Origin of the sequence: Streptomyces sp. NBC_00271 (assembly GCF_036178845.1) — a bacterium.
In the GTDB taxonomy this organism is placed as follows: domain Bacteria; phylum Actinomycetota; class Actinomycetes; order Streptomycetales; family Streptomycetaceae; genus Streptomyces.
Genome location: NZ_CP108070.1, coordinates 1,443,670 through 1,466,568, shown reverse-complemented (window position 1 = coordinate 1,466,568; position 22,899 = coordinate 1,443,670). Strand labels below are relative to the sequence as shown.

20 protein-coding genes are annotated in these 22,899 nt (G+C 68.9%); 11 read left to right on the top strand and 9 right to left on the bottom strand.

Annotated features, from left to right (window positions below; genetic code table 11):
• Positions 1-937: 937 nt before the first annotated feature.
• Positions 938-2,086, bottom strand: coding sequence for a GNAT family N-acetyltransferase (locus OG798_RS07075; protein WP_328756633.1), 1,149 nt, complete (start codon positions 2,084-2,086; stop codon positions 938-940).
• Positions 2,087-3,094: 1,008 nt separating this feature from the next.
• On the opposite strand from OG798_RS07075, the gene OG798_RS07070 reads away from it, so the two are divergent.
• Entirely contained in the window at positions 3,095-4,501 is a 1,407-nt protein-coding gene (locus tag OG798_RS07070; RefSeq protein WP_121417416.1) for a hypothetical protein, read from the top strand.
• A gap of 9 nt (positions 4,502-4,510) precedes the next feature.
• Positions 4,511-5,875 (top strand): MFS transporter, encoded by a 1,365-nt coding sequence (locus OG798_RS07065; RefSeq protein WP_328756632.1) that lies wholly within the window; start codon positions 4,511-4,513, stop codon positions 5,873-5,875.
• Between the two features lie 96 nt (positions 5,876-5,971).
• On the opposite strand, the gene OG798_RS07060 is transcribed toward OG798_RS07065, so the two are convergent.
• The 4 genes from OG798_RS07060 to OG798_RS07045 all read right to left on the bottom strand — a co-directional run bounded on the left by OG798_RS07060 (position 5,972) and on the right by OG798_RS07045 (position 10,559).
• Positions 5,972-6,115: a hypothetical protein gene (locus OG798_RS07060; protein ID WP_179436700.1), complete on the bottom strand. Its 144-nt coding sequence runs from the start codon at positions 6,113-6,115 to the stop codon at positions 5,972-5,974.
• A 478-nt stretch (positions 6,116-6,593) separates the two neighbouring features.
• Complete coding sequence (gene sbnA, locus OG798_RS07055) at positions 6,594-7,622, bottom strand: 2,3-diaminopropionate biosynthesis protein SbnA (RefSeq protein ID WP_328756631.1); 1,029 nt, start codon at positions 7,620-7,622, stop codon at positions 6,594-6,596.
• Positions 7,623-7,674: 52 nt separating this feature from the next.
• Positions 7,675-8,091: a hypothetical protein gene (locus OG798_RS07050; protein ID WP_328756630.1), complete on the bottom strand. Its 417-nt coding sequence runs from the start codon at positions 8,089-8,091 to the stop codon at positions 7,675-7,677.
• Positions 8,091-10,559: a Pls/PosA family non-ribosomal peptide synthetase gene (locus OG798_RS07045; RefSeq protein WP_121417420.1), complete on the bottom strand. Its 2,469-nt coding sequence runs from the start codon at positions 10,557-10,559 to the stop codon at positions 8,091-8,093. Before OG798_RS07045 ends, OG798_RS07050 begins: the two co-directional genes overlap by 1 nt.
• 432 nt (positions 10,560-10,991) lie before the next feature.
• Here OG798_RS07045 and OG798_RS07040 point away from each other — a divergent pair, with 432 nt between their 5' ends.
• Positions 10,992-11,450, top strand: a complete 459-nt coding sequence (locus tag OG798_RS07040; protein WP_328756629.1) for a hypothetical protein — start codon at positions 10,992-10,994, stop codon at positions 11,448-11,450.
• 289 nt (positions 11,451-11,739) lie between these two features.
• Here OG798_RS07040 and OG798_RS07035 read toward each other — a convergent pair whose 3' ends face one another.
• Positions 11,740-12,069, bottom strand: a complete 330-nt coding sequence (locus OG798_RS07035; protein ID WP_121417422.1) for a thioredoxin family protein — start codon at positions 12,067-12,069, stop codon at positions 11,740-11,742.
• An 84-nt stretch (positions 12,070-12,153) separates the two neighbouring features.
• Here OG798_RS07035 and OG798_RS07030 point away from each other — a divergent pair, with 84 nt between their 5' ends.
• A complete protein-coding gene (locus OG798_RS07030) occupies positions 12,154-12,582 on the top strand; it encodes a heavy metal-responsive transcriptional regulator (RefSeq protein WP_121417423.1) in 429 nt (142 codons plus the stop codon).
• Between the two features lie 611 nt (positions 12,583-13,193).
• On the opposite strand, the gene OG798_RS07025 is transcribed toward OG798_RS07030, so the two are convergent.
• On the bottom strand, positions 13,194-13,487 hold the full coding sequence (locus tag OG798_RS07025; RefSeq protein WP_121417425.1) for a hypothetical protein: 294 nt from the start codon (positions 13,485-13,487) through the stop codon (positions 13,194-13,196).
• Between the two features lie 156 nt (positions 13,488-13,643).
• On the opposite strand from OG798_RS07025, the gene ku reads away from it, so the two are divergent.
• From ku to OG798_RS07005, 4 genes are all read left to right on the top strand, one after another.
• Positions 13,644-14,429 (top strand): non-homologous end joining protein Ku, encoded by a 786-nt coding sequence (gene ku / locus OG798_RS07020; protein WP_328756628.1) that lies wholly within the window; start codon positions 13,644-13,646, stop codon positions 14,427-14,429.
• 95 nt (positions 14,430-14,524) lie between these two features.
• A complete protein-coding gene (locus tag OG798_RS07015; RefSeq protein WP_267060681.1) occupies positions 14,525-14,872 on the top strand; it encodes a hypothetical protein in 348 nt (115 codons plus the stop codon).
• A gap of 85 nt (positions 14,873-14,957) precedes the next feature.
• On the top strand, positions 14,958-15,170 hold the full coding sequence (locus OG798_RS07010; RefSeq protein ID WP_095856578.1) for a hypothetical protein: 213 nt from the start codon (positions 14,958-14,960) through the stop codon (positions 15,168-15,170).
• Between the two features lie 392 nt (positions 15,171-15,562).
• Positions 15,563-15,988: a DUF3592 domain-containing protein gene (locus OG798_RS07005; protein ID WP_097226826.1), complete on the top strand. Its 426-nt coding sequence runs from the start codon at positions 15,563-15,565 to the stop codon at positions 15,986-15,988.
• Positions 15,989-16,378: 390 nt separating this feature from the next.
• Here the strand turns inward: OG798_RS07005 and OG798_RS06995 are convergent, their stop codons facing one another.
• Positions 16,379-18,349, bottom strand: a complete 1,971-nt coding sequence (locus tag OG798_RS06995) for a potassium transporter Kup (RefSeq protein ID WP_328756627.1) — start codon at positions 18,347-18,349, stop codon at positions 16,379-16,381.
• Between the two features lie 720 nt (positions 18,350-19,069).
• Here OG798_RS06995 and OG798_RS06990 point away from each other — a divergent pair.
• Complete coding sequence (locus OG798_RS06990; protein ID WP_328756626.1) at positions 19,070-19,282, top strand: hypothetical protein; 213 nt, start codon at positions 19,070-19,072, stop codon at positions 19,280-19,282.
• A 610-nt stretch (positions 19,283-19,892) separates the two neighbouring features.
• Here OG798_RS06990 and OG798_RS06985 read toward each other — a convergent pair.
• Positions 19,893-20,108, bottom strand: a complete 216-nt coding sequence (locus OG798_RS06985; RefSeq protein WP_095856583.1) for a tautomerase family protein — start codon at positions 20,106-20,108, stop codon at positions 19,893-19,895.
• Positions 20,109-20,275: 167 nt separating this feature from the next.
• On the opposite strand from OG798_RS06985, the gene OG798_RS06980 reads away from it, so the two are divergent.
• Complete coding sequence (locus tag OG798_RS06980; protein WP_095856584.1) at positions 20,276-21,163, top strand: helix-turn-helix transcriptional regulator; 888 nt, start codon at positions 20,276-20,278, stop codon at positions 21,161-21,163.
• Positions 21,164-21,876: 713 nt separating this feature from the next.
• Positions 21,877-22,659, top strand: coding sequence for a snapalysin (snpA, locus tag OG798_RS06975; protein ID WP_328756625.1), 783 nt, complete (start codon positions 21,877-21,879; stop codon positions 22,657-22,659).
• Positions 22,660-22,899 lie beyond the last annotated feature (240 nt).

Genomic DNA, 22,899 nt, shown 5'->3' with positions numbered 1-22,899 from the left:
AAGGAACGGGCCGACACCTCACAAGCCGTTCGTGGCACCAGCTCACCGCACGGGCCCCGGTCTGTTCCCAGAGCTCAGACGGCTCGGGGAATGCAAGAGATCACCGTGCGACGGGCTCGCACCACCAACTCCAACGAGTGATCAAGCAAACAGTGTTGACGCCGCTGGTGGCCGTGAAGGCGCCGAACGCCGCCGATCTTGGCGGAGACATGATGGCCGGGCTGAAAGAAGGCGTGCGTCCGGAGCCCACACAACCGCCAGCAGCGTCAGTGCTGGGTGGGTGGCGGCCACGAGAGCACCGGATGGCGCCGCTCTCTGGGAAGGCATCTTGGCCGTGACGTTGAGAGGTATCCACCGGCACTCACGAGACCACCACCCGCCAGCTGGGTTGCGCAGCCGTGCTCGTCGCAGACCTGCGGCCCGGCGGGGTGCAAGCGTCACAACCCGTTCGAACCACCTCACCGACCGGCGAGGGCCGGTGAGCTGGTTACACGGGAATTAGGATGTTGACGCGGCGGCGGGCAAGGGCGAGGACGGCCTGGATGTGGAGCCCATCATGCTGCCTACCCCCAGGGCGTGGGCCGGGGGAGTGGAGGCCTTCCAGCGGGGCTGCTCGCGTTCGAAGGCCGGCGGTCTGCCACCGGCCCAGCCGCGCCGCAGCCGGTTGGCAATCTGGCCGGCCCGCGCCGGGATGCGGCCCGCGCCTCCCCCGTGGCAAGTGGAGGGAAGCCCACGGCGCTCACTCCTTGCTCCGCCGCAACTTGCCCTGCATCATCGCGACTTGTACGAGGAGTGCACAGCTGGCCGAGTGAAGTCGGTCAGGCGTGAAAGACATGAAAGCAGCCGCAGACCTGGGCCGGCTCATTCGTGGATTCCTGCAAGAGCCGGTCAGATCTGCGGCGTTGCCGAACTCCTATTACTGCGACGGCAGTTGGCCTCAGCAGTACGGCTCCCAGAGCTCGTACTCCAGGGCGTCGGAAACCGCGGGCGAGGAGTCGCGCAGGCGGGTGAGCAGGGCGCGGTTGTGCGCGCGGATCTCCTCGTCGTACCCGGCCAGCGGGCTGTCCTCGGACAGGTCCAGCAGCCACAGCGGCCGGAGCGTCGCGCCGCGCAGTGCCTTTCCTTCCGCGGTCTCGGTGCCCGCGTGAATCCGGCGCACTCCCGGGAGCCGCGCCGCCATGTAGTAGGTGATGTTGAAGTACTCGGCGGCCGACACGAGTTGGTGGTGGTCGAGGCCGAGTCCCCGCAGGTACACGGTGTCGCCGCAACGGTAGTACAGGCAGAAGCCTACGGGCGGTTCGCCGGAGCGCGAGCACAGCACCACTTCGGCGCGCGAACCGGCGAGTTCACCCTGCTTGCGGAAGGACTCGGCCATCGGGGCCACGTCGACAGTTCTGCCGTAGCGCAGCAACGAACATGCCAGCAGCCGAGCGACGTCCTGCCAGCACTCGGCGAGCGTCCGGTGCTCCACCTCGTATCCGGCCTTCTCGAACTTCCGTATCTCGCTGCGGATACGGCGGGCCCGGTGCGCCGACAGCGATTCCAGCCAGGCGTGGTAGCCGCCGGGCGGGATCTCGATCCAGGCGTCGGTCTTCAGCGCGACCGGGGCGGTCCGCACCCCCGCGGCGCGCAGCGTCCCCACGTCCTCGGTGGTCAGGTACATCGCCACGCGGGCGATCTTCGACTCCTCGTGGAGGGGTGAGCGCAGCGCGCGGACCGCGTCGAGCACCTCGGCGGCGGCCTCGGTCCGATCGGTTCCCTCGCCGGTCAGCAGGTGCGCCAGGTAGCCGCGGCGCTGGCCGATGAGCAGGCCGCCCGGCTCGGGCGCCGGCAGGCCGCGCGCGGCAAGCAGGTCGTGCCACCGCAGGTCTGGGGTGGGCTCGTCGGTCACCGCCGCCACGGGGATCGCGGCCCGGCCGCCGCCCGGGGTCTCCACGTGTAGTCCGCCGGAGACCGACCCGGGGTCGAGGGCGCACACCCGCAGCCACAGCGCCGACGAGTAGAACCTGCCGTCGGCGAGCCGGTCCCACTCGGTGTCCCCGAGCCCGCCGATGGCATCGGCGAAAGTGTCCGTCGTGGCGGTCATGGCGCCTCCCGTAGTCTCGGCCTGACCGTGCCCGCGAGTTCGCTGCGCGATCGGACGCTGAGTGTGCCGAACATCTTGCGTAGGTGATAACTGACCGTGCGAGGCGGGCGGTTGATGCGAGTGGTGCGATCTGGCTGTTGGTGAGGCCGTCGCTGACCAGGGTGGCGATCACCCGGTCGATCTCCCCCAGGCTGGTCGGCCAGGGTTGGGCGGCCATGGTTGGGCGGCCATGGCGCCCGCGGCGGGGCGGGCGGGCTCGCCGGGGCGTACGGACCCGCCGCGGGCCCCCGTCCGCATCGGTTCGGGCAGCGACTCCAGGACGGCCTGCCAGAACAGCGGTTGGGTGAGACCTGCCGGTCGCCGACGCCGGCGATGACCCCGACATCGGTGGCCTCCTCCACCAGCGGCAGCAGCATCCCGGCGGGCTGCCCGAAGGGCTCGGCCACCGCGCCGAGCGCCGCGAGCGTGGGGGAGGGCGGAGCGCCGAGCAGGTCGGCGGTGAGTTCCCGCACCGTGTTTTCGGACAACGGGCCGAGCGCCACTCGGGTGTGGGGCAGCGGCGGCTCGGGCAGCAGTGCGAAGACGTGCTCGACTCTCCCCGGCTTGTGCAGATCATCGACGCCGACCAGGACGGATGCCGCAGGGGCACTGAGCCCCAGCCAGACCCATAACAGGGAGGGAACCGAGACAACATGGGCCGCGGGGGCCCGGAACCCCTTTGTCGCGCCTCGGCCGCCACGGCCGACAGCAGATGGCTCTTTCCGGTTCCTGAAGGACCTTCCACCAAAAGCAGGCAACTGGTGCCGCCTTCCCCCATGGCTGCAGAACTATTGTTTTTCGGGTGTTCAAGTATTCTAGTCTTAACACAGATGTTCAGTGTCCACAGGGGTCGTTGACGATAATTGGGCCGCAATTGAGCCGCAATTGAGTCGCACTGGAGACCGGGGTGAAACAGTGACCCCTGCGGGCCGTGAGGCCCAGTCACCAGCGAGCGGGAGCGGAGACTACATGTCGGCGGAGCGCGTAACAGCCCAGTACAACGAGGAGTTCCGCACGCCAGGCAGCGCCTTGCCCACGGTCGCCCAGCACGTCAAGGACTTCCCGACGCTCGCACCTTGGCATGGCGAGTATTTGGCCAGACCCCTCTTCGTCGCCGAGCGTGAGATTCGCGAGTTCGCCGATGACCTGCAGCACCTCGTCGAAATACAATTTTCCTTGCCGGACCGGATGTTCGGCGGCGATCTGGACGCATTCCGGTCGGTGCTCGGTATCAGCGACGGCCACTGGGAAGCGATACGGCGGTTCGGTGGTGACGTACTGCCACCCCGCTATGGCCGGGCCGACATGTACCACGACGGCACTTCATTCAAGCTCCTCGAAACCAATCTGGGGAGCGAGGCCGGTGGCTGGGCCCTTGCGAGTGAAATCTCCCGGTCGATGATGGAGATCGACGGCTTTGCCGACTTCGCGCGCCGGAACCGGCTCGGCTACGTGCATCCCGTTCGCGCCGTGGTGGAGGCGCTGCGCCGCTTCGGTGCCCAGGTGGCACCCGGGCGCCAGCCGGTGGTGGCCATGCTGGAATGGCGTGGCGGTTTGAAGGACTACGGCGAGCTCGCGCTCAACTTCCAGTCCGCACTGCGCTCGGCGGGCCTCGACATCCTGGTGGCTGAGGTCTCAGACGTGCACGAACGCGGCGGGGCGCTCTACCTCGGGGACACGAAGATCGACGTGGTCTACCGCACCTTCGTCCCGGACCAGATCGCCGAGGAACCCGACGGCTGGGACCTGGTCGCACCCCTGCTGCGTGCGCATCGGGCGGGCGGGACACTGCTGTGGACGCCGTTTTCCAGCAACATGTTCGCCAACAAGGCCGGTATGGCGCTGCTTTCGGACCCGGTGCGGCGGCGCAACCTCAGCGACGACGAGTGCCGGCTCATCGACCGGGTGCTGCCCTGGACCCGACTGATCAACACCGACGTGCTCAAGACTGACACCGACCTCGTGGACGAATGCCTGGAGCGGCGCGAGCAGTTGATCCTGAAGGTCAACGCGCGCGGCGGCGGAGTCGGCGCCGTGGTGGGCTGGGAAACGGACGACGCCACGTGGCGGCGGGCTCTGGAGAACTCCGCCGCCGAGGGATGTGTCGTACAACAGAGAGTGATTCCCCGGCCTGAGCTTGTGGTGGACCCGGTATCCGGGGAAACCGAGGAATGGCATGCGGCCTATGGCATGTTCTACACCCCGCATGGTTGGGCAGGAGCATATGCCAAGGTGGTGCCGGCCGGTTCGGGCAGCATCATCTCCATCGCGGCGCATGCCAAGGCGTGCAGCGCAGCCGTCTTCCATCAGAGCGAGCTGCCCGCCGGGGGCGAAGTGCCTGCCGCGGGCGAATTGCCTGCCGATGCAGCGAAGTAACGAGAAGTCATGATGCCGCAGCCTTCCCCCGCGCCTTCGGCGTGGCGGCGGATTCAGACGGCCTGGGGTCTGCCGGATCTCGCGGGAAAAGGCCGATTCGTCACGGCCAATCTGATCGACAGCCTGGGAAACGGGTTGGTGGTGGCGTTCACCGTCGTCTTCTTCGTGAAGACGACGTCGCTGTCGCTGGTCGCCGTCGGTGCCGCGCTGACCGTCGGTCAGCTGCTCGTCCTGCCCTTTCCGCTCTTCATCGGGCGCCTGTTGGACAAATACGGTCCGCGCACCGTGGTCGCTGCGGGTAACTGGATTTCGGTGGCCGGATTCATCGGTTTCCTGTTCTCGCACGCGGCCTGGCAGATCGTGCTGTGGCAGTTCGTGGTGCAACTGGGTTCCACCGCCTTCTGGATGGGCAACAGTCCGCTCACCGTGCTGGTCGCCCGGGGCGTCGAGCGGGCCCGCTGGTTCGGCTTCGTCCGTGCCCTGCGCAATGTCGGCGTCGGTTTCGGCGGCGCCGCGTCCGCGGTGGCCCTGAGCATCGGCACCGTCGCCGGGCTGCGGGCGGTCATGGTGATCAACGTGGTCACCTTCGCCGTCGCAGGCTGGCTCGTGTTCACCTTGCGGGGCGCGGACACGAGCGAGGCGGCCGGCGCCGGGCCCGCGGAGCCGAAGCCCGCCGAGCCGGAGCAGGCCGCGGGCGAAACCACTGGACAACCCTCGGGCGGCTATCGCACCGTGCTGAAGGACACTCGGTATCTGCGGCTGGTCGCGACGAACATCTCCTTCGTCTTCTCCTCCACGGTGATCACGGTGCTGCTCGCCGTCTACGCGGTGGACGACCTCGATGTCGGCGCCTGGATCGTCGGCGTGTTCGTCGTGCTGAACGCGGCCATGGTTGCGCTGCTCCAGACGCTCGCCAGCCGGTGGATCGAGGCTCGCAGGCCGGTGACGGTGCTGGTGCTGGCCCTGCTGTTCAACGCGGCGGCGTTCGTCGTCTTCGGCACGCTGCTCGTGCTGCCCGGCTGGGCGGTGATCGCCGGGCTGCTGATCGCGATGGTGCTCTACACCGTGGCCGAGATGCTCGGCTCGCCGCCGACCAGCGAACTGAGCGTGGTGATGGCACCCGAGCATCTACGGGGCCGCTATCTGGGCGTCTACCAGCTGTCCTGGTCGGTCGGCGGTGCCGTCGCCCCGGCGCTGCTCACAGCGCTGTTGGAGGGCGGTGCGGCGCTGCCCTGGGTGTTCCTCACCGCGATCAGCGTGCTGGCCGTACCGCTCGTGCTCGGGCTCGACCGGCGGCCCGCGGCCACGAGCGAGGCCGCACCGGCCGGGGATGTCGACCCCCAGGAGCAGCTCGACGGCGACCCCGTCGGCTGAGCCTGCCCACGCCTGTTGACCGCGCACCGCGCTCGACCCCGACGCCGCCCGGCAGCGCACCGGGCGGCGGTCGGCGTTTCCCGTGTTCGCCGTTCGTCAGCCCGCGGCCCTGCGGCCCCATGCCGTCCCGGCCGGCACCAGCGCGCCGCCCGCGAGGCCGAGCGCGCCCCGACCGTGTCCGCGTGGAGCCAGGACGTAGGCGTGCGCGGCCTGCCCGGCGCGGGTGAAGACGTGGCCCATGAGTGCTGCGCGGTGGTGACCGACGAGTCCACCTCGGCAGCGGCTGCCCCCTGCGCTCCGACCCAGCGGGGCTTCGTCGGAGAGGTCGCGAGGGAGCGTCGTACGGGCGGGAGTGCCGGACGGGTGGCCACGGCGTGGGAATACGAGGTTCCGGCCACCGGCGGGACGCCTGCGCGAAGGTGCCGGCTCAGCCGGTGGACGCGGCGGTCTGCGAAGACCGTCGGGCGAGACGGGCGTCGGCGTCCCGCGTCATCCGCCGCACCACCTCCCCGGCGGGCAGGATCTCCTGGGAGGTGTTCTTCTTCCAGCCGTTGCGTCGGCCGCACCGGGAACGGCTGCACGGGGGGCGCAGGTTTGGCCTGGTCTGTAGATCGTCTGCGCGATGGCCCGTGGCCATGGCGGAGACGCCCGCGCCGTTCCCCGGGGGCACCGGCCTCGTACTGACGGCCGTGACAGTGGTGACATCCGTTTGCGACGCCTACCGTCGTCTGCCGGGCGATCTCGCCGATGGCGCCCTGCGGGCTTCGCGGGCGTCAGCGAGAGGCTGCGTGGCGGTCGGCAGAACATCGTTGCCGTAGAGATCACGGACCCAGTTGGCTTGGTAGATGGTCTCGAGATAGCGCTCTCCGAGGTCCGGGGCTATGGCCACCGTGGTGAGGGAGGGTGTGTCATGTCGGGTCAGCCAGTCGATCGCCCCGCTGACCACGGTGCCCGTGGAGCCGCCGAAGAGGAAGCCATGTCTGGCCAGGCTGTGGCAGGCCCGGATGGTGTCGGCCTCCTCGACCTGTATCGCCTCGTCCACGTACGACGAGTCGAGCAGCGGTGGTCGCATGCTCATGCCCAGGCCGGGGAGCATCCGGCGGCCAGGTGCTCCGCCGAAGGAGACCGAGCCCAGAGGGTCGACCGCCACAATCCGCACGAGGCGATGCCAATGCCTGAACCAACGGGCACAGCCCATGAGCGTTCCGGTCGTGCCCGCCCCGACGAACAGGACGTCAAGGTCAGGGAACGTGCGCGCGATGGCCGGTGCCGTTGTCTGGTAGTGCGCCTTCCAGTTGTTGGCGTTGGTGTACTGGCTCAGCCACACATAACGTTGGTCCTGTCTGCAAAGCCTGCGGATGTAGTCGAGGCGAGCTCCGAGGAAACCATCGTGCGGGCTGGGCTGGGTGACGATGTGGACCTGGGCTCCGAGTGCCTCCATCAACAACCGGGTCTGCAGGTTGCAACGCGAGTCCGTCACGCACAGAAGCCGGTAGCCCTTGCTGGCCGCTATCACGCTCAGGGCCACGCCCATGTTGCCGGATGAGGACTCCAGCAGGACCGATTCGGGCGTCAGGACCCCTGCCCGTTCCGCGGCCTTGACCATCTCCCTGGCCGGCTTCAGCTTGATGGAGCCTGCGAAGTTGAAGCCCTCGCATTTCAGGAACAGCGGCTGCCCGAAGATCGGCTGCAGGTCGACGTAGAGGTCCTCCTCATTGAAGCTGTAGGGCTCGGAGATGACTGGCACGATGGCCTCCGTGGTTTGATGCGCGGCGTGGCGCCGTGGGCTGCCGTGCCGCTCATCCGAAACGGTTCAGCTGGTGGAAGAAGTCGTCGACGACGTGCAGTTCTTCGGAGTCGGCGACCTTGTCGTAGACGTACTTGCCGACGGCCAGATCGAGTGCCCCCAGGCCGAAGGGGGAGGACAGAGTCGTTGGTGTCAGGTGCCGCAGCGATATGTGGAGCACGAGTGGGTCGCTGAGGCGGATCACTTCCCCGGCGTCGTCGTGCACGGTGATGTGCCCCATGGCGCAGGACTGCTCCAGACAGCAGCGCGAGGTTGCCGCATTGTCGAGGGACGGATCGAACACGCCGATGTTCTCGACCGGCGTGCGGGGCCAGCGCGGAAGGTTGGTGACGTCGCCGCGGCTGACAACGGACTGCCAGAAGTCCTCGTCGTTGGGCTGGACCACATTGACGTCGGGTGCGACGGTCATCAGCTGCACCTTTCTGCCTGGTCACAGCCCTGGTCGCAGCCCTGATCCAGCTCCCGGGCCGGATTGCCGCCCCACCAGGAGTGCGAGGGAACGACCTCCCCTTTCATGAGGAAGGAGTCCGGGGCGAGCACCGCGCCGTCGCCCACTGTCACGCCGTAGTGGACCAGCGCACCGACACCGACCGTGCAGCCGCGGCCGAGCGTGATGCTGTCGGACTTGAAGGTCCCGTCCTCCTGCGAGTGGCACTGGATGATGCTTCCCGCGTTCAGAGCGCACGCGTCACCGATGGACACCATCCGCCGCTCGGTCACGTAGCAGCCGTCGTCGAAAACCCTGCGCCCGATCCGGACGCCCAGCAATCGCCAGATCACGTTCTTGAACGGAGTGCCGTTGAAGATGCGCAGATAGGTCTCCGACGGCACCTTCCAATAGCGCTCGCGCCACCAGAACCGGGGATCGTAGATCGAGCAGTACAGGGGGCCTGGACAGCGCACCGCGGTGAGGACACGCTCGACCAGCACGAAGTACACCGCGGTGAAAACCAGAACGAGCACATCGGCCAGCGCGAGAGCAAGCGCGCCCAGACGTGCGTAGGTGTCGACAGCGCCGGCGGCGAGCAGTGCGGCAACCAGAACGTAGATCCACCGCACCAGCAGGTACCAGCCCATGGTGGCCGCGTTGTGCTTGTTCTTCGCCGCGAGGCCACGGCGAAGCTCTTCGCCGCTGGCCAATTGGTCGAACCGACTGTCGCGCAGGACCGACCGGGGGATCTCGAAGCTGGGTGAGCCCAGCAGACCCACGCCTTCCCGGAGCTTGCCGTCGACGGGGACCATGACCTTCGTCGCCAGAAGGCAGTTGTCGCCGGCGCGTGTCCGCGCCGGATAGGCGATGCGGTTTCCCAGGAAGCTGTGGGCCCCGATCGGTGCCCGGGAGACCCGGAACGCTGTACTGGAGAAGTCGGCATTCACGATCGACAGGCCGTCCGCCACCATCGTTCCGCTGCCGACCGAGCTCATGAACGGGCTCTCGTGCCTCACGTCGCAACCGAAATTCGACCCTGTCTGCTCGATGGGGGAGAAGTCGTAGCCGATGCTGCGCAAATAGTGGACGATGCAGGAACTGTCACCGAACAAGCGGGTGAGGAATCGCCTGTTGGTAAGACGCGCGACAGCTCGGTGCACTGAGTGGTGCCATCCGTACAAGGGGTAGTCGCGGCCCGGTACGACGGCGCGACGGAGCACACGGGGCAGCAGGGTGATGAGCAGGAGGCCGAGCGCCACACCGCCGAAGACCAGCACGGCGGCAGCCACCGCGGCATCGCGATAGAACGTGCCGCTGGTGAAGGCCGAGGGCCCCGGCTCGATGAGCGTGTTGAACTGCGGAACCGCGACCAGCAACATGACTGTGCCACCGACGACGAGCGGCACGCACAAGAACAATGCGCCCGCCAACTGCAGGACACTGTGCAGGGCTCTGCGGAGCGTGGCGTGCGGCATCTCGCCGACGACCTGGAAATTCGTCTCGGTGCGCTGTGCCGGTGATCCGTGCCAGTGCTCGCCGTCGGACACAACCTGCCCGCTGTGCAACGAGGAGGCATGGGCGAGCTGGGCTCCGTCACCCAGCGCTGTCCGGATGTCGATCACCGTGGCCTCGCTGACGAGCACCGACTTCCCGATGCTGACCGGGCCCAACTGGAGCACGCCCCCCTGGGCGCGATAGCAGGAGAAGAACGAGTCCTTCCGGATGACGGTGTCCTCACCGATGGTGAGCAAGTCGGTGCACACAGGCACGTTTCGGGAGAGGATCACGGCTCCCCGCCCGATGTCGGCACCGAGCGCTCGGAGATAGAGCACGTACAGGGGCGAGCCGACGAACAGCACCAGCGGATCCGAACGGATCAGCGTCCTGACGATCCAGAAGCGAACGTACGTCATTGACCAGATGCGGATCTGCCCCGGCTTCCACCGCCCGATGAGCGTCCACTTCACGAGGACGGGAAGGGCGCACAACCCGAGGAAACCGGCGCCGCCGAACAGTACCGACCTCACATAGACATCGAACACGCCCGACCCGGTGGAGATCCACTCGTACCCCCATGCGGTGGCCACGGCCACGAGACAGGTGTAGCCGAGGAAGGCGAAGGCCTGAAGGAATCCGCACAGGACGTATTCCGCCGCGGTCGCTTCGGTGGGCGGGCCCATGGCCTGCGAGGGCCGGGCGGGGGTCGGTGCGGGCGCCGGCTGAGGGGCCGTGGGGGCCGGTACCGCAGCCGCCAGGCCCCTTACGGTGGGATGTTGGTAGATCTCCTTCATCGACACGGAGGGCAGATCCGCCCTCTTCCGCAGCCGCGCGCAGAAATGCGCCATCACGAGGGAATCGGCGCCCAGGTCGTCGAAGAAGTGACTGTCGACAGGTACCTGCTCGATGCACACGACCTCGGCCAGCACTTCCGCGAGAGCGTGTTCCATGTCGAGGTCTGCGGGGTGCCCGTTGTGCGACGGTGAGGTGGATCGGAGCCCAGGTCTTCGGAGATCGGAAGCGAGCAATTCAGCTTCGCCGATGCCGGGACGGCCGCCTGCCCGGCCATTGCGGGCAGTGCTTCCGGATGCCTTTGACGTGATCTTCGATTCTGACGTCATGATCTGTATACGCAGCCCGTGCGGGAATGTATCGGATATTTGATCTTTTCTCATATTAAAGTCATTTACCTTGCGGTGCAGATGAGGGAGCGCGCAGTCCGGGCCCCGCCTCGGTGATCTCGGGCGCGGTCGCACGGGGGAGAGGCGGACCTCTCGCGTACAGGCAGAACAAGGCGTCGGCCCCGGTCTCGCAAGTGGGCCATGGGGCAGTGGCGTTGGTTCCCAGGGCCGTCGAGGTCCGGGAGGGGAGGCAGGGGGTCGGTGAGCGACGAGGGGAGCGGCGGCGTACAGGGGCTGCGCGCCCTGGCGGCGGACGCCGCGGAGCGGGTCAAGCGGCTGACCTCCGCCATGGGCGCAAGAGATGCTCCGCCTCGGGCGTACGACGCGTCGATCGCCGAACTCGACCAGCCGGCAAGGCTGCTGGACCACGACCCCGCTCTCCGCAGCGCGGTGAGCGGGCGGCTGGGTGGTGCGCTGGCCATGCGGCAGTCCGCCGGGGGTGGTGAGCCCGCGGTCGGCGAGCGCGCGGAGCAACTGCTGCGGGAAGCGCGGGACCGCGGGACGGTCTTGGGCGCCGCGACGGCCGAGGAGGACCGGCGATGGGCGGCCTTGTACCTGGTGTCGATCATTACGCCGATACGGTCGCAACAGGGCGGGTACGGGGCGGTGCCCGACCTCTGCGTCTGCGGAGGCCGCAGAGAAGGCATTCGCCACGGCTGATCACGAGCGCAGCGCTGGACGCGGTCGGGCCTGACTGTCAGTGGTGCCGCATACCCTGAATGAGCACCTCGGTCGGCTACTTGTCGACGGGCCGTGTCCAGCAAGGAGGGCGGGGCGATGGCTGATGGCAAGACGATGACGCGCCCTACGACGCGTTCGAGGCCCTCCCACGAGTGCTGGACCAGGTCCGCACCGAGAACCACCGCCTGGTGCACCGCCCGCAGCCCACGCTCGGCCGGGCCCGCCGCCCGCGTCCGGCCCGGCCGAGCGGATCGAGCTGGTCCGACTCTCAGCAGCCCGTTTCCACCGCTTCGGGGATGCCGTCGGTGCCCAGGGCCTGGCGGAGGTTCTCCACGCTCGGTGCCCCGTCCGCGGTCCCGCCCGCGTGCCGGTAGATCCGGCACGACACGCTCGGCCCCATTCCGGCCTGCGCGAACGGGTCGATCCCATCGATGAGCACCGTGGGCGAGCCGGTCATGCCCCACCGGGCCGCCTCCGCGGCGTCGCGCACCTCGACCGCCTTGACCTCAGCGGCCCGCCCGGCCAGCGCGGCCCGGATCCGTTCTTGCACCAGGGGCGCGTTCGGGCAGTCTGGAACCGTCAGCACCGTGATCCGCATGACCGTCGTCCTCCCAGTTCAAAGGCTTCGCCTGCGACGCTAGACCTTCCAGTGCACGGGAAGGTCAAGGGCTAGCCTGGAAGCATGCGCATCGGCGAGCTGGCCACTATGAGCGGAGTTGCTGCCAAGACCATCCGCTTCTACGAACAGGCCGGCCTCATGCCCGAGCCCCCACGCACCGCGGGCGGCTACCGCGACTATCCCGCCCACGCCGCCACGCGTCTCACCTTCATCCGCCACGCCCAGCGCGCCGGCCTCACCCTCGCTGAAATCCGCGGCATCCTCACCCTGCGCGACAGCGGGCAGGCCCCCTGCAGCCATGTCAGCGATCTCGTCCACCAGCACCTCGGTGATATCGACCGGCGCATGGCCGAACTGCGCAAGACCCGCACCGCGCTCAAGGAACTCGCCCAGCGCGCTGCCGCAACCGACCCGGCTTCTTGCAGCGATGCCGACATCTGCCGCATCCTCAGCCAGCCTGCTGGAAGCATCGCCGGATCCGTCTCCCCGTAGCAAGGCGCCATCGCTCGATTCAGAGAAGGCGCCACACCTGTTGTGCCGGATATCGTCAAGAGCACCGGCGCTGAGCTGCACTGAGTCGTCGGTCCGCCTCGTGCCACACCTCTCTCCTCAGAGAATCCGCTGTGCCCCTCCTGCCGGGTGAGCGAGGAGCGGGCCGCCGGGGACGCACCCGCTTCGGGTACTCGTGCGCCCCGGTCTCCGAGTCCTCGCCGCGAGAAGACTGCACCTTCACCCACTGAATGCTGAAAAATTTACCCAAAACCTATTGACTCTTGGCGTATCCCGTGCAGGGTGATTACTAGGCCACAACACCGGAAGAGCCACAAAGTCGGTGAGGACGTCTAGTCGGCGGAGTGACTTGGACAGGATGTGGTTCAGGCCCCCGGCAAGCCGGCGCGATACCGAGGCGGCAGTGACGACTGAAGCTTCAGGACACGTGCAGCACTACCGGGGACTGTTTTGCCCTCGGAGCCCTCGGAGCCCTCGGAGCCCTCGGAGCCCTCGGAGCCTTCGCGCAGGCCTGACCGCGGCGCGAAGGCTCCGCCTCGCCTGCGCTCCGCGGAACCGAAGAGCGCCAAGCCTGTCCCCTGAGGCCGGATCGGTCAGCCTGCGTCGATGTCGGGCTGGATCTCCACGGTGAAGGCCGCGTCCTCGGGGCCGTCGCCTTCTTCGTCCTCCCAGACGATCACGCGTACGTGCCTCTGCCTGGTGCCGCGCACCTCCCATTCGGTCACCAGGTCGGTGACGACGAGGGCGGCGACGTATTCGGCGGCCTCTTTGGGATCGTCGGTGATGACGGTCCCGCGCCACCGCTCGGGAAGGCCGCCGTAGGGGCGCCAGCCCTGCGAGCCGTACGGCTCGTCGACCCGGTACACCCAGCCCTTCTCGGTGCCCATGGCTCCGATCCTTCCACTACTGCCCCGGCGGCATCGAGCTGGAGAAAACGGGGGTGACACGGGGCGACACGGGGGACTTCCTCGTGACCGGGGCAGCTCGCTGGGGGTGGCCGCGACCGGGATGCGCGCCAGGTGCTGTGGGATGACGCTGGATGTATGAAGGCCACGTGGTCCGGGATGATCCGGTTTGGGTTGGTCGCGCTGCCGATCAGGCTGTACGCCGCCACGGAGGAGCATCCCGTGCGCCTTCACGAGATCCATGTCAGCGATGGAAGCCGCGTCGAGCACCGCTGCTTCTGCAAGGCCGAGAACCAGGAAATCCCGTACGAACAAGTCGGCAGGGGCTTCGCCCTGGGCGACGGGCGCATGGTGCGGCTCACGGACGAGGACCTGGCTCATCTGCCTCTGCCCACGAAGCGGACCGTCGACGTGCTTGGTTTCGTGCCCTTCGAGGACATCGACCCGATCAGTTACGGGCAGCCGTACTACGTGGGCTCCGGACCGGGCGGCGACCGCCCGTACTCTTTGCTCGTCGAGGCGCTCGCCCGCACCGGCTGCGCCGCCGTCTCCAAGGTCGCCCTCTGCGGCCGGGAGCGGCTGGCGCTGCTCCGCCCTCGCCACGGCCTGCTCATCCTTCAGACTCTCCTGTGGCAGGACGAGCTGCGCGACCCCGGAGACCTCGCGCCCTCGACGCCGGTCACCGACCGGGAGCTGGAACTGGCCGAGATGCTGATCCGGGAGCTCACCGGTATCGACGTCGGCGAGGTACACGACGAGTACGCCCACGCCCTTGAACAGCTCGTAGACGTGAAGATCACCGGCGGTGAGCTTGCCGGGCCGGTGGAGGCCGCCCCTTCGCTGGACCTGATGGCGGCACTGGAGGAGAGCGTCCGGGCAGCCAAGCGGGCGCACCCACGCCCGTCGGCCCGGCCTCGGCCATAGCCCTCGTGGCCGTACCGCGCGGGTCGGTGACGAGCCAGTGGCGCCGGTGCTGCGGGCGCCACGCGGACTCGAGGTGGTGGGGCTGGAAGGCGTCGGTGTCGGCGCCGTTGGGGATGACGGCCGCGGACACCAGCGAGCCGGGCCCCGGGACGGACAGGGCGATCGCGGCTATCGCGCTGCTGGCGATGTTCGCTCAGATGGAACGGATCTACATGCTGGCGCGTGCCGCCGACGGCCGTGCTGTCAGGGAAGCCCGCGGACTGCCGACCGGACGGCCCGCGAAGCTCAACGCGACCACCCGCGCCGGAGCCGCCCAGCGGACCAACGGCGGCGCGATGCCCGAACAGGTCGTCGCAGAGCTCGGCGGCAGCCGCTCGCCGCTCCACGCTGTACCGAGAGCTACACAAGCACCGCCAACACCTTGCGACGCTTGCTACCGATGACGGACTCTGGTCGTAGTCGTCCATACGCACGGGCGGAGTACACAGCTGCCCTACCTTGCTGCTCCTGTGGTCCGGGGGGTGCGAAATGAAAGTCGAACTGATCCAACAGGCTGCCAACGTGCTGTTCGGCGTCCCGGACGATGTGCATGACGAGATCATCACGCTCATCACAGCGGTGACCCGGGCCCCGAAGCTACAGGCCCCGGAGCTGGCCGCAGTGTTCGGTGAATGGTGCTGGCTTGTCTACACCAGCCACGGTGACGTGATCGAAGTGCTGGACGTCGGCTGCGCCCGGTGACGTCAGCGGCATCCGGCTCGTACTCATCGGCTGGTTCGTGATCGCCTCAGCGACTGCGGAGAGTGGGCAGGCCACGCTCTGGTGGATCACCACCGACCCCAACACCGCGCTCGCCCTGAGCATCCTGGCCGACGGCTGCGCCGCCGGTCGGGCCCGTCCGGCATCGGCGTGCTCCCGCCCCGACGACCAGGACGCCCGCGCAGCCCTCGAGCGGATCTCCGCGGCGTACGCCTACGAGCAGGTGGCCAGGGAGGTGTTCCGGGCTTCCTGGGGCAGGAACACGTCAACGTCGTCGAACTCAACCACGATCTGGCCGGGCTGGTGTGACCACAATGTGAGGGTGTCGGCGACGGCGGCCGAAGCAGGGACGAACACCGGAATGGGGGCGTGGCGTGGACGTGGGAGCCGTGGCCGTACTCGCGGGGATCGCCGCGTTCGGCGGCATGCTGGCCGTCCTCGTGGGGGCCTATGAGCTGCGCGAGGCGCGGCGTGCGAGCAGGACGGGCGTGCGCGTCGAGGCGCTGGTCAAGAGACGCCCGGGAGAGGCTCCTGAGGAGTCGCCCCCGCCACGCCCGGTGCTCCAGTTCGTGACGGAGGACGACAGAGTGATGGAAGTGGTCTGTCCCGCCCCCTCCACGCGGCGACAGCCGCTCCGCCCCGGCGGCAACGTACTTGTCTCCTACGATCCGGCCGACCCGCGAAACGTCGTCGTCCACGGGCGCGAACGCCTCGGCCCTGAACGCGCGTTCATCGCCGGGGGCGCGCTAGTCGTGCTGATCTCGGTCGTCCTGCTCGTTGTCGCGATCGCGGGGCAGTGACAGTTCCGGACTGATGCTTGTCGTCGTTCTCTCGCCGAACGCCTACCGGATGCGGAGATGGTCGCCGTGGACATGGACCCGCTGCACCCGGAGCTGGGTCGTACGCACCACGCGGGCGCCGCCCGCTCTGAACTGGCCGACGAATTGCCAGGTCAGTAGCTGTAGCCGCCGGATCGATCCGCCCTACGTCAACGTTTCGCATGACCTGCCTCTCGTCGGCTGACCGGGCAAGCTCAGGGGGTGCGGGAGGCGGCGACTGCCTCGCACTCGCCGCCTTCGGCGGCGCCATCCGCCTCCGCGAGAGGGGGTCGATGGGGTCCTCGGCGCCGTTCACGGAAGTACGGGTGTGACGTCCTCTGCGTCGCACCCGTCCCTCGGCGTCCGGCGCACCTACACCTCGATGTGCGAGCCCATGATGACCGTGCGGTCGCGGGGCAGGCTGAAGTACTCGGCGGCATCAGCCGTGATGTAGGAGGTGGCGATGAACAGCCGCTTGCGCCAGGGCGCCATCGTCGGTGCCTTCCCGCGACGGAGCTCGATCTTCGACAGGAAGTAGGACGCCTGATCGAGTTGCAGCGGTCCTTCGGTGTCGGCCGGGTCGAGCATGGCCAGTGCGCCGGGCACGTCCGGTGTCTCCATGTAGCCGAACCGGGCGGTGACGTGAATGATCCCGTCGTCGGCGTACCCGAGGTCGTCGACGACGATCCGCTGCTCGGCCGGGACGCGGGGCACGGGCTCGGTCTTGATGGACAGGATCACGACCTGGTCGTGCCGCACGTGGTTGTGCTCGACGTTGGCCCGCATGGCCAGGGGCGCGGTCTCCTTGTCCCGGTTCAGGAAGACGGCTGTGCCGGGCGCCCGGAGCGTCGGCTCCCGCCCCGCGCGGAGGTCGTCGATGAACTCAGGCAGCAGACCTTCCTGGCGCGCTCGTTCTGCGGTGACGAGTTCGCGGCCGCGCTGCCAGGTCGTCATGACCGTGAACGCGGTGAGGCCGATCAGCAGCGGCAGCCACGCGCCGTGGACGAGCTTGGTCAGGTTGGCCGCCACGAACAGCAGGTCCACGAAGAGCAGCACGGTCGCGCCGATGGCGAGCAGCCACCGGGGCGTGCCCCATTTCGCGCGGGCGACGTAGAAGAACAGCAGCGTGGTGATGGTGATCGTGCCGGTGACCGCCATGCCGAACGCGAAGGCCAGCGCCGTGGAAGTGCGGAAGGCGAAGACCAGGGTCAGCACCGAGACCATCAACAGCCAGTTGATCCACGGGACGTAGATCTGGCCGATGGTGGATTCGGACGTGTGCGCGATCCGCAGCCGCGGCAGGTAGCCGAGCTGGGCCGCCTGGGAGGCGACCGAGTACGCGCCGGTGATCACTGCCTGGGAGGCGATGACGGTGGCAGCCGTGGCCAGCAGAACCATCGGCCACCGTCCCCAGTCGGGCGTGAGCAGGAAGAACGGGCTGCTGATGTTGTTCGGATCGTCGAGGATCAGAGCGCCCTGGCCGAGGTAGCTCAGTACGCACGCTGGGAAGACGAGGAACATCCAGGCGCGGGTGATCGCCCGGCGGCCGAAGTGCCCCATGTCGGCGTAGAGCGCCTCAGCACCCGTGACCGCGAGTACGACCGCGGCCAGGGAGAAGAACGCGGTGCCCCAATGGCCGAACAGGAAGCCCAGCGCGTACGTCGGTGACAGCGCCCTGAGGATGCCCGGGTGGTCGGCGATGCCGGCGACGCCGCACGCGCCGATGGCCACGAACCAGACGATCATGACCGGCCCGAACACTCGGCCCACCGCCGCGGTTCCCCGGCGCTGCACCAGGAACAGCACCACGATGATCACCGCGGTGATCGGCACGACCGCGCTTCCCAGCGACGGCTCGACGACCTTGAGTCCTTCGACCGCGGACAGCACCGAGATCGCCGGGGTGATCATGCTGTCACCGAAGAACAGCGACGCACCGAAGATGCCGAGCGCGGCCAGTACGACGGCGGCCCGACGCCCACGCTGTGAACTCCACCGCCGCAGCAGGGTGATCAGCGCCATGATGCCGCCCTCGCCGTCGTTGTCGGCGCGCATCGCCAGCAGCACGTAGGTAACCGTGACGATGATCATCACTGACCAGAACACCAGCGACACCACCCCGTACACGTTGTCCGTGGTGACCGGGACGGGGTGCGGGTCGCTCGGGTTGAACACCGTCTGGAGGGTGTAGATCGGGCTGGTGCCGATGTCGCCGAAGACCACGCCGAGAGCACCGATGACCACCGCAAGGCGCACCGTGTCGTGCGTGCTCGCCCGACGGGCCTCCGGTGCCCGCGACGCGGATCCGTCATCCGACGCGGTTCCCTGTTGGCCATTGGCCATGGTGCTCCTCCTCCGTGCCGTCCGCCGAGCCGCGGACCCGGGGCATCGGGCGGACGATATCGATCCCCTGGCGTGACCGTCGGCAGGGCGCCGCTTCGTCTTGAGTGGCGTCTGCCGACGTGGCCTTCGACGGGGCAGGGCCGCAGGGCAGAGGACGGTCGGCGGTGAGGGCGAAGACGCACCAAATGCCTGCCGGACGTGGTGGAGGCGGTGGCGGGCGGTCACGCTCGGCTTGGGCAGGCAGGCCATCTCCGGCGGGCACAGGGCAGGCAGGCAGGCCTCCAGCAGACCGGCGTCGAGCGACAGCCCCGGCTCCAGGTCTTCTTCCGAGTCGCCCCGGTGCCGCGCATGAGGAAGGAGCTGCCGGTAGCCGCCTTCTGACGGTTGAGGTCTTGCTCCGCTTCGGCGTGGTCCAGGAGGAGATGCTGCACGGCCGTGCCGAGCGTGGGACGGTCGACCAGTTCGGGCCAGCGTTCGGGGCAGGTGGCGAGGATGCGCCAGGGGAGCCTTCGCCGAACTCGTGGGGCAGGCCCAGGCCGGGGCGCTGGGAGATCTCCCACCCCGGGTGCTCGCCGAGGTTGTCCAGGATGCGGGCGCGGGGCGTGAGGGCGTACTCCAGCACTGCATCGAGAGGGCCGGAGGCACGGGCGGGAACGCCTCGGTATCCGCGCGGTAGCGGCGGGGGTTCCACTCGCTGACCACCCGCTCCAGATCGGTGTCGTGGAGATGGCGGAGCAGGCCGATCGCGCCGTCGACTTGCCCGGGGTGCCGGGCAAGTCCGGTGACGAGGCCCGGGGTGGGGCGGTGGGTGCTCAGAATCGCGGGCAGGTCGGCGGCCGTGACCACGCCTTGGCCGACGAGGTCGGCGAACTGCCCATCGTCGGCCTGTTCCAGGGGCCGCCGGCGCAACGCGGGGTCGGTCGTGCGTCGTAGGAGGGCGGGCAGCGCGTCCGCGAAGGCCTTCTTGCGCCACTCCTCGCGGCGGTCGTAGACGTCGTAGACGTCGTGGATGGCGCGGGCCGGCGCGCACAGCGCCTCGATCACCGCGGGCAGTGCCTCGTCCGGCAGCCCCTCTGCGACGGCGAGTTACTGCCACAGCGGGTACGTCCCGGCGTTGACCATCTTCGACCCCTCCCAGCTTGCGGCCCTGTGTGATCGTCCGGTCACTCATCGCCTGAGGCGACGTTTCGCGGCGACGGCCACCCATCGGTCCGGAACCGGGTAATACGCCGGCAGGTGCTGCGGACGGCTGCTGTCGGCGGGTGGTCTGGAGGATGAACAGGGCTGCTGGCACGTTGAGATGAGGCGAACGGGGTGGGCGTAGGGCGTTGCGCAGTGGCGGGTTGTCGGGCGCGGACCGGCGGCAGATCCAGACGGCTGGGGTCGTTGAGTGGTGTGTCCCCGTCGACGAGTTCCCGAGCCACGGGCGGCGGCGCGTACCGGGACGCGGCACTGCGCCGTGGCTGCGGCCTCGTCGAGATCCGCGCCGCCCTCCACGGGGCGACGAATACGGCCGCACTGCGTGCGGCGACCGGCCGGGCCGTCACTCCTGCGGCGTCTGCCGGATCTTGGCAAGCGTCAGGACATCGCCGCCGATGCCCCATCCGGCGTCGGCGACCTCTTCGACCAGTACGAGGGTGGTGGCCCGGGCGCGGTCACCGAAGATCTCGGCGTACAGGTCGGTGGTGCGCGTGATGATCTGCTCCTTCTGCTCTGCGGTGAGGGCGCCGGCGGGGACCTTGAAGTTGGCGAACGGCATGGTGCTCTCTCTCTTCGTGCGGGGCGCCGGAGCTGCTCACAATGAGCAGGAGGCCGACCCCGATGGGGCAACCATCCGTCCGAGTCAGCTGCTCTGACCAGGGCTGAGCCCACCCAGGGGTCACCAGCCCCTGGCTCGGACCCCGCCGGAGAGGCGACGATGAGCGGGTGAACCTTCCCGAGCTTGCGGCGTTCCTCAGGTCCCGGCGTGATCGGATCCGGCCGGCCGACGTCGGCCTGCCCGACGGGCCCCGGCGCCGGGTGCCCGGCCTGCGGCGCGAGGAGGTTGCGCAACTGGCGGGCCTGTCGGCCGACTACTACACCGAGTTGGAGCGCGGACGCGGCGCCCAGCCCTCGTCCCAGACACTGGCCGCCCTCGCCCGGGCCCTGCGGCTGGGCGGCGACCAGCGCGATCACCTGTTCCATCTCGCCGACCGGCCGCTGCCCGCGTCGGCGCACGGCGCGAGCGCGCGACACGTCCAGCCCGCCCTGCTCGGGCTGCTGGACCGGCTGGCCACCACCCCGGCCCAGGTGATCACCGACCTGCACGAGACCCTCGTCCAGAACGAGCTGGCCGCGGCACTGCTCGGCCGGGCTCCGGAGCCGCGCGGGCCCGCCACCGGCTTCGCGTACCGCTGGTTCACCGATCCGGCCGCCCGCGCGGTCTACCCGCCCGAGGACCATCCGCACCACTCGCGGGTCTTCGTCGCTGACCTGCAGGCAGTCGCCGCCCGCCGGGGCCGCGACACCGAGGTCGCCGGGATGACGGCCGCACTGCGGCGAGGCAGCGCGGAGTTCGCTGCCCTGTGGGACACCCACGACGTCGGGCTGCGCCGCACCGATCACAAGCGCATCGTGCACCCCGCGCTGGGCGTCATCGAGTTGGACTGCCACAGTCTGTTCAGCGAGGACGGTCGCCAGCGCCTCCTGTGGTTCACGGCCCCGCCCGGTACCGAGGGCGCCGCTCAGCTTGAGCTGCTTGGCGTCATCGGCACGCAGGACATGGCGGCGACCGAGGGTGCCTCCCGCGCCGAAGGCGGCGTTCACGCGGACTGAGAGCGACTGAGAGTGGACTGAGAGTGGGTGGCCAGGCCCGGCGCCGCCCGTTCGGCAGGCCCCGCCTCTCGTGGCCATCGCCAACGACGCACAGCCGAGCACTAGGCCCAGCGACGGCCCGGGCGAACAGGCGGGAGGGAAGATCGTGATTCTCTCGGCTCGCCTCGGGGCCAGGAGCTAGTGCCGTGTGCTGGGTGTCTCGGATGTGCCGCGTGCGGTCGCGCTCTGGATGGAGGGCACGCACCTCGTTCGCATGGCTGACGACAGCCCGGGCCGGTGGGGCGCGAAGGAAACGGAAGCTCAAGTTCTATGACGTCGGTCACAGCGCTCCACCAATAAACCGGCGCACTTAGTAGACGAGGCATGGCGGACATCTGAGGATTTATCCGTCTTGGCCCGGATGTGGATCCTGCCGCGCGTCCCGGGATTCCGCCCGGCCGGCCCGCAGGCCCGTTGCCCCGTGGCGTAAGGCTTCTGACGCCGCGACAGATTCTCCTCCTGTCGCCATGTGCGGACCGAAGACCCGTGCACTGCCCTGGCGAGGTCTCGGGACCTACGAGGCGACGTAGTGGCGGGACCCCTTTGCGCTCCCTGTCGAGCCGTTCTAAGAATGTCGACCCACAGGACGTCGCCGCAGGTCGGAACCGGTGTTCACGCAGAGTCGACCGCGCACCGTGCGCTTGGCGTCACCGAGTGAGTAGGAGCCCCCCCACATGAAGTCGTCCCGAACGTCCCCGAGACTCCTCGCCCTCGCTCTCGGCCTGGGTCTGGCCTCCAGCACGCTGGGCGCGGCGGTGTCGGCGAGCGCCCAGACGGCCGCCACCCCGTCCGCTGCCTCCGGTACTTCCGCTGCCTCCGGTACCTCCGTGGCACGGTACGCCGGGTCGGTTGAGGAGGCCGCGAACAACAAGGCGTTCTTCGAGGCCGTGCTCAAGTCGGTCGCCGAGAAGCGCGCCGCCCAGCCCAACGCGCAGGCGGTGACCCTCTACTACGACGCCTCCCAGGCGCCGAGCTTCCGTTCGCAGATATCGAGCGCGGCCTCGATCTGGAACAGCTCCGAGTCCAACGTCAAGCTCCAGGAGGCGTCGAGCGGTGCCGACTTCTCCTACCGGGAGGGCAACGACCCGCGCGGGTCCTACGCCTCCACCAACGGCCACGGCAGCGGCTACGTCTTCCTCGACTACACCCAGAGCCAGCAGTACGACTCGGTCCGCGTCGTCACCCACGAGACCGGGCACGTGCTGGGCCTGCCGGACGACTACAGCGGGCCGTGCAGTGAGCTGATGTCGGGCGGCGCCGCCGGCCCGTCCTGCACCAACCGCTACCCGGACGTCACCGAGCGCTCGCGTGTCGACCAGCTGTGGGCCACCGGACTCGCGCAGGCCCCGGGCGCGGTGACCAGCCCCGCTGACCAACTGAGCGCTACGCCGTCGCCACGGGCCGTGGCGCCGAGCCACGGTCCGTGGCATCGGCTCCACAGCACGTCCTGGAGGTGAGTGCGTTCCCAAACGGGAAGTGGCTCACTGTCGAGGATGGCTTCAGTCACATGCGCCGGATGCGGCACTAGTGCCGCATCAACCAACGATTGCCTCCTGGGACGTCGACTGCTGGTTGGCCGGACGCCCGCACCCGGTCGTGGGAAAGGACTTGTGATGGCCCGTACCCACGTACGGTGTTCGGGTGTTCAATCGGCTTGAGGTCAGTGCGTTGCCCCCGGGGCCCCGATGGGCTGCCCA

What these genes read in the sequence shown, in the direction of transcription:
- OG798_RS07075 (WP_328756633.1), bottom strand. Translation starts at nt 2,086, where the DNA reads ATGACCGCCACGACGGACACTTTCGCCGATGCCATCGGCGGGCTCGGG.
- OG798_RS07070 (WP_121417416.1), top strand. Translation starts at nt 3,095, where the DNA reads ATGTCGGCGGAGCGCGTAACAGCCCAGTACAACGAGGAGTTCCGCACG.
- OG798_RS07065 (WP_328756632.1), top strand. Translation starts at nt 4,511, where the DNA reads ATGATGCCGCAGCCTTCCCCCGCGCCTTCGGCGTGGCGGCGGATTCAG.
- OG798_RS07060 (WP_179436700.1), bottom strand. Translation starts at nt 6,115, where the DNA reads ATGGGCCACGTCTTCACCCGCGCCGGGCAGGCCGCGCACGCCTACGTC.
- OG798_RS07050 (WP_328756630.1), bottom strand. Translation starts at nt 8,091, where the DNA reads ATGACCGTCGCACCCGACGTCAATGTGGTCCAGCCCAACGACGAGGAC.
- OG798_RS07045 (WP_121417420.1), bottom strand. Translation starts at nt 10,559, where the DNA reads ATGGAACACGCTCTCGCGGAAGTGCTGGCCGAGGTCGTGTGCATCGAG.
- OG798_RS07035 (WP_121417422.1), bottom strand. Translation starts at nt 12,069, where the DNA reads ATGCGGATCACGGTGCTGACGGTTCCAGACTGCCCGAACGCGCCCCTG.
- OG798_RS07030 (WP_121417423.1), top strand. Translation starts at nt 12,154, where the DNA reads ATGCGCATCGGCGAGCTGGCCACTATGAGCGGAGTTGCTGCCAAGACC.
- OG798_RS07025 (WP_121417425.1), bottom strand. Translation starts at nt 13,487, where the DNA reads ATGGGCACCGAGAAGGGCTGGGTGTACCGGGTCGACGAGCCGTACGGC.
- ku (WP_328756628.1), top strand. Translation starts at nt 13,644, where the DNA reads ATGAAGGCCACGTGGTCCGGGATGATCCGGTTTGGGTTGGTCGCGCTG.
- OG798_RS07010 (WP_095856578.1), top strand. Translation starts at nt 14,958, where the DNA reads ATGAAAGTCGAACTGATCCAACAGGCTGCCAACGTGCTGTTCGGCGTC.
- OG798_RS06995 (WP_328756627.1), bottom strand. Translation starts at nt 18,349, where the DNA reads ATGGCCAATGGCCAACAGGGAACCGCGTCGGATGACGGATCCGCGTCG.
- OG798_RS06985 (WP_095856583.1), bottom strand. Translation starts at nt 20,108, where the DNA reads ATGCCGTTCGCCAACTTCAAGGTCCCCGCCGGCGCCCTCACCGCAGAG.
- snpA (WP_328756625.1), top strand. Translation starts at nt 21,877, where the DNA reads ATGAAGTCGTCCCGAACGTCCCCGAGACTCCTCGCCCTCGCTCTCGGC.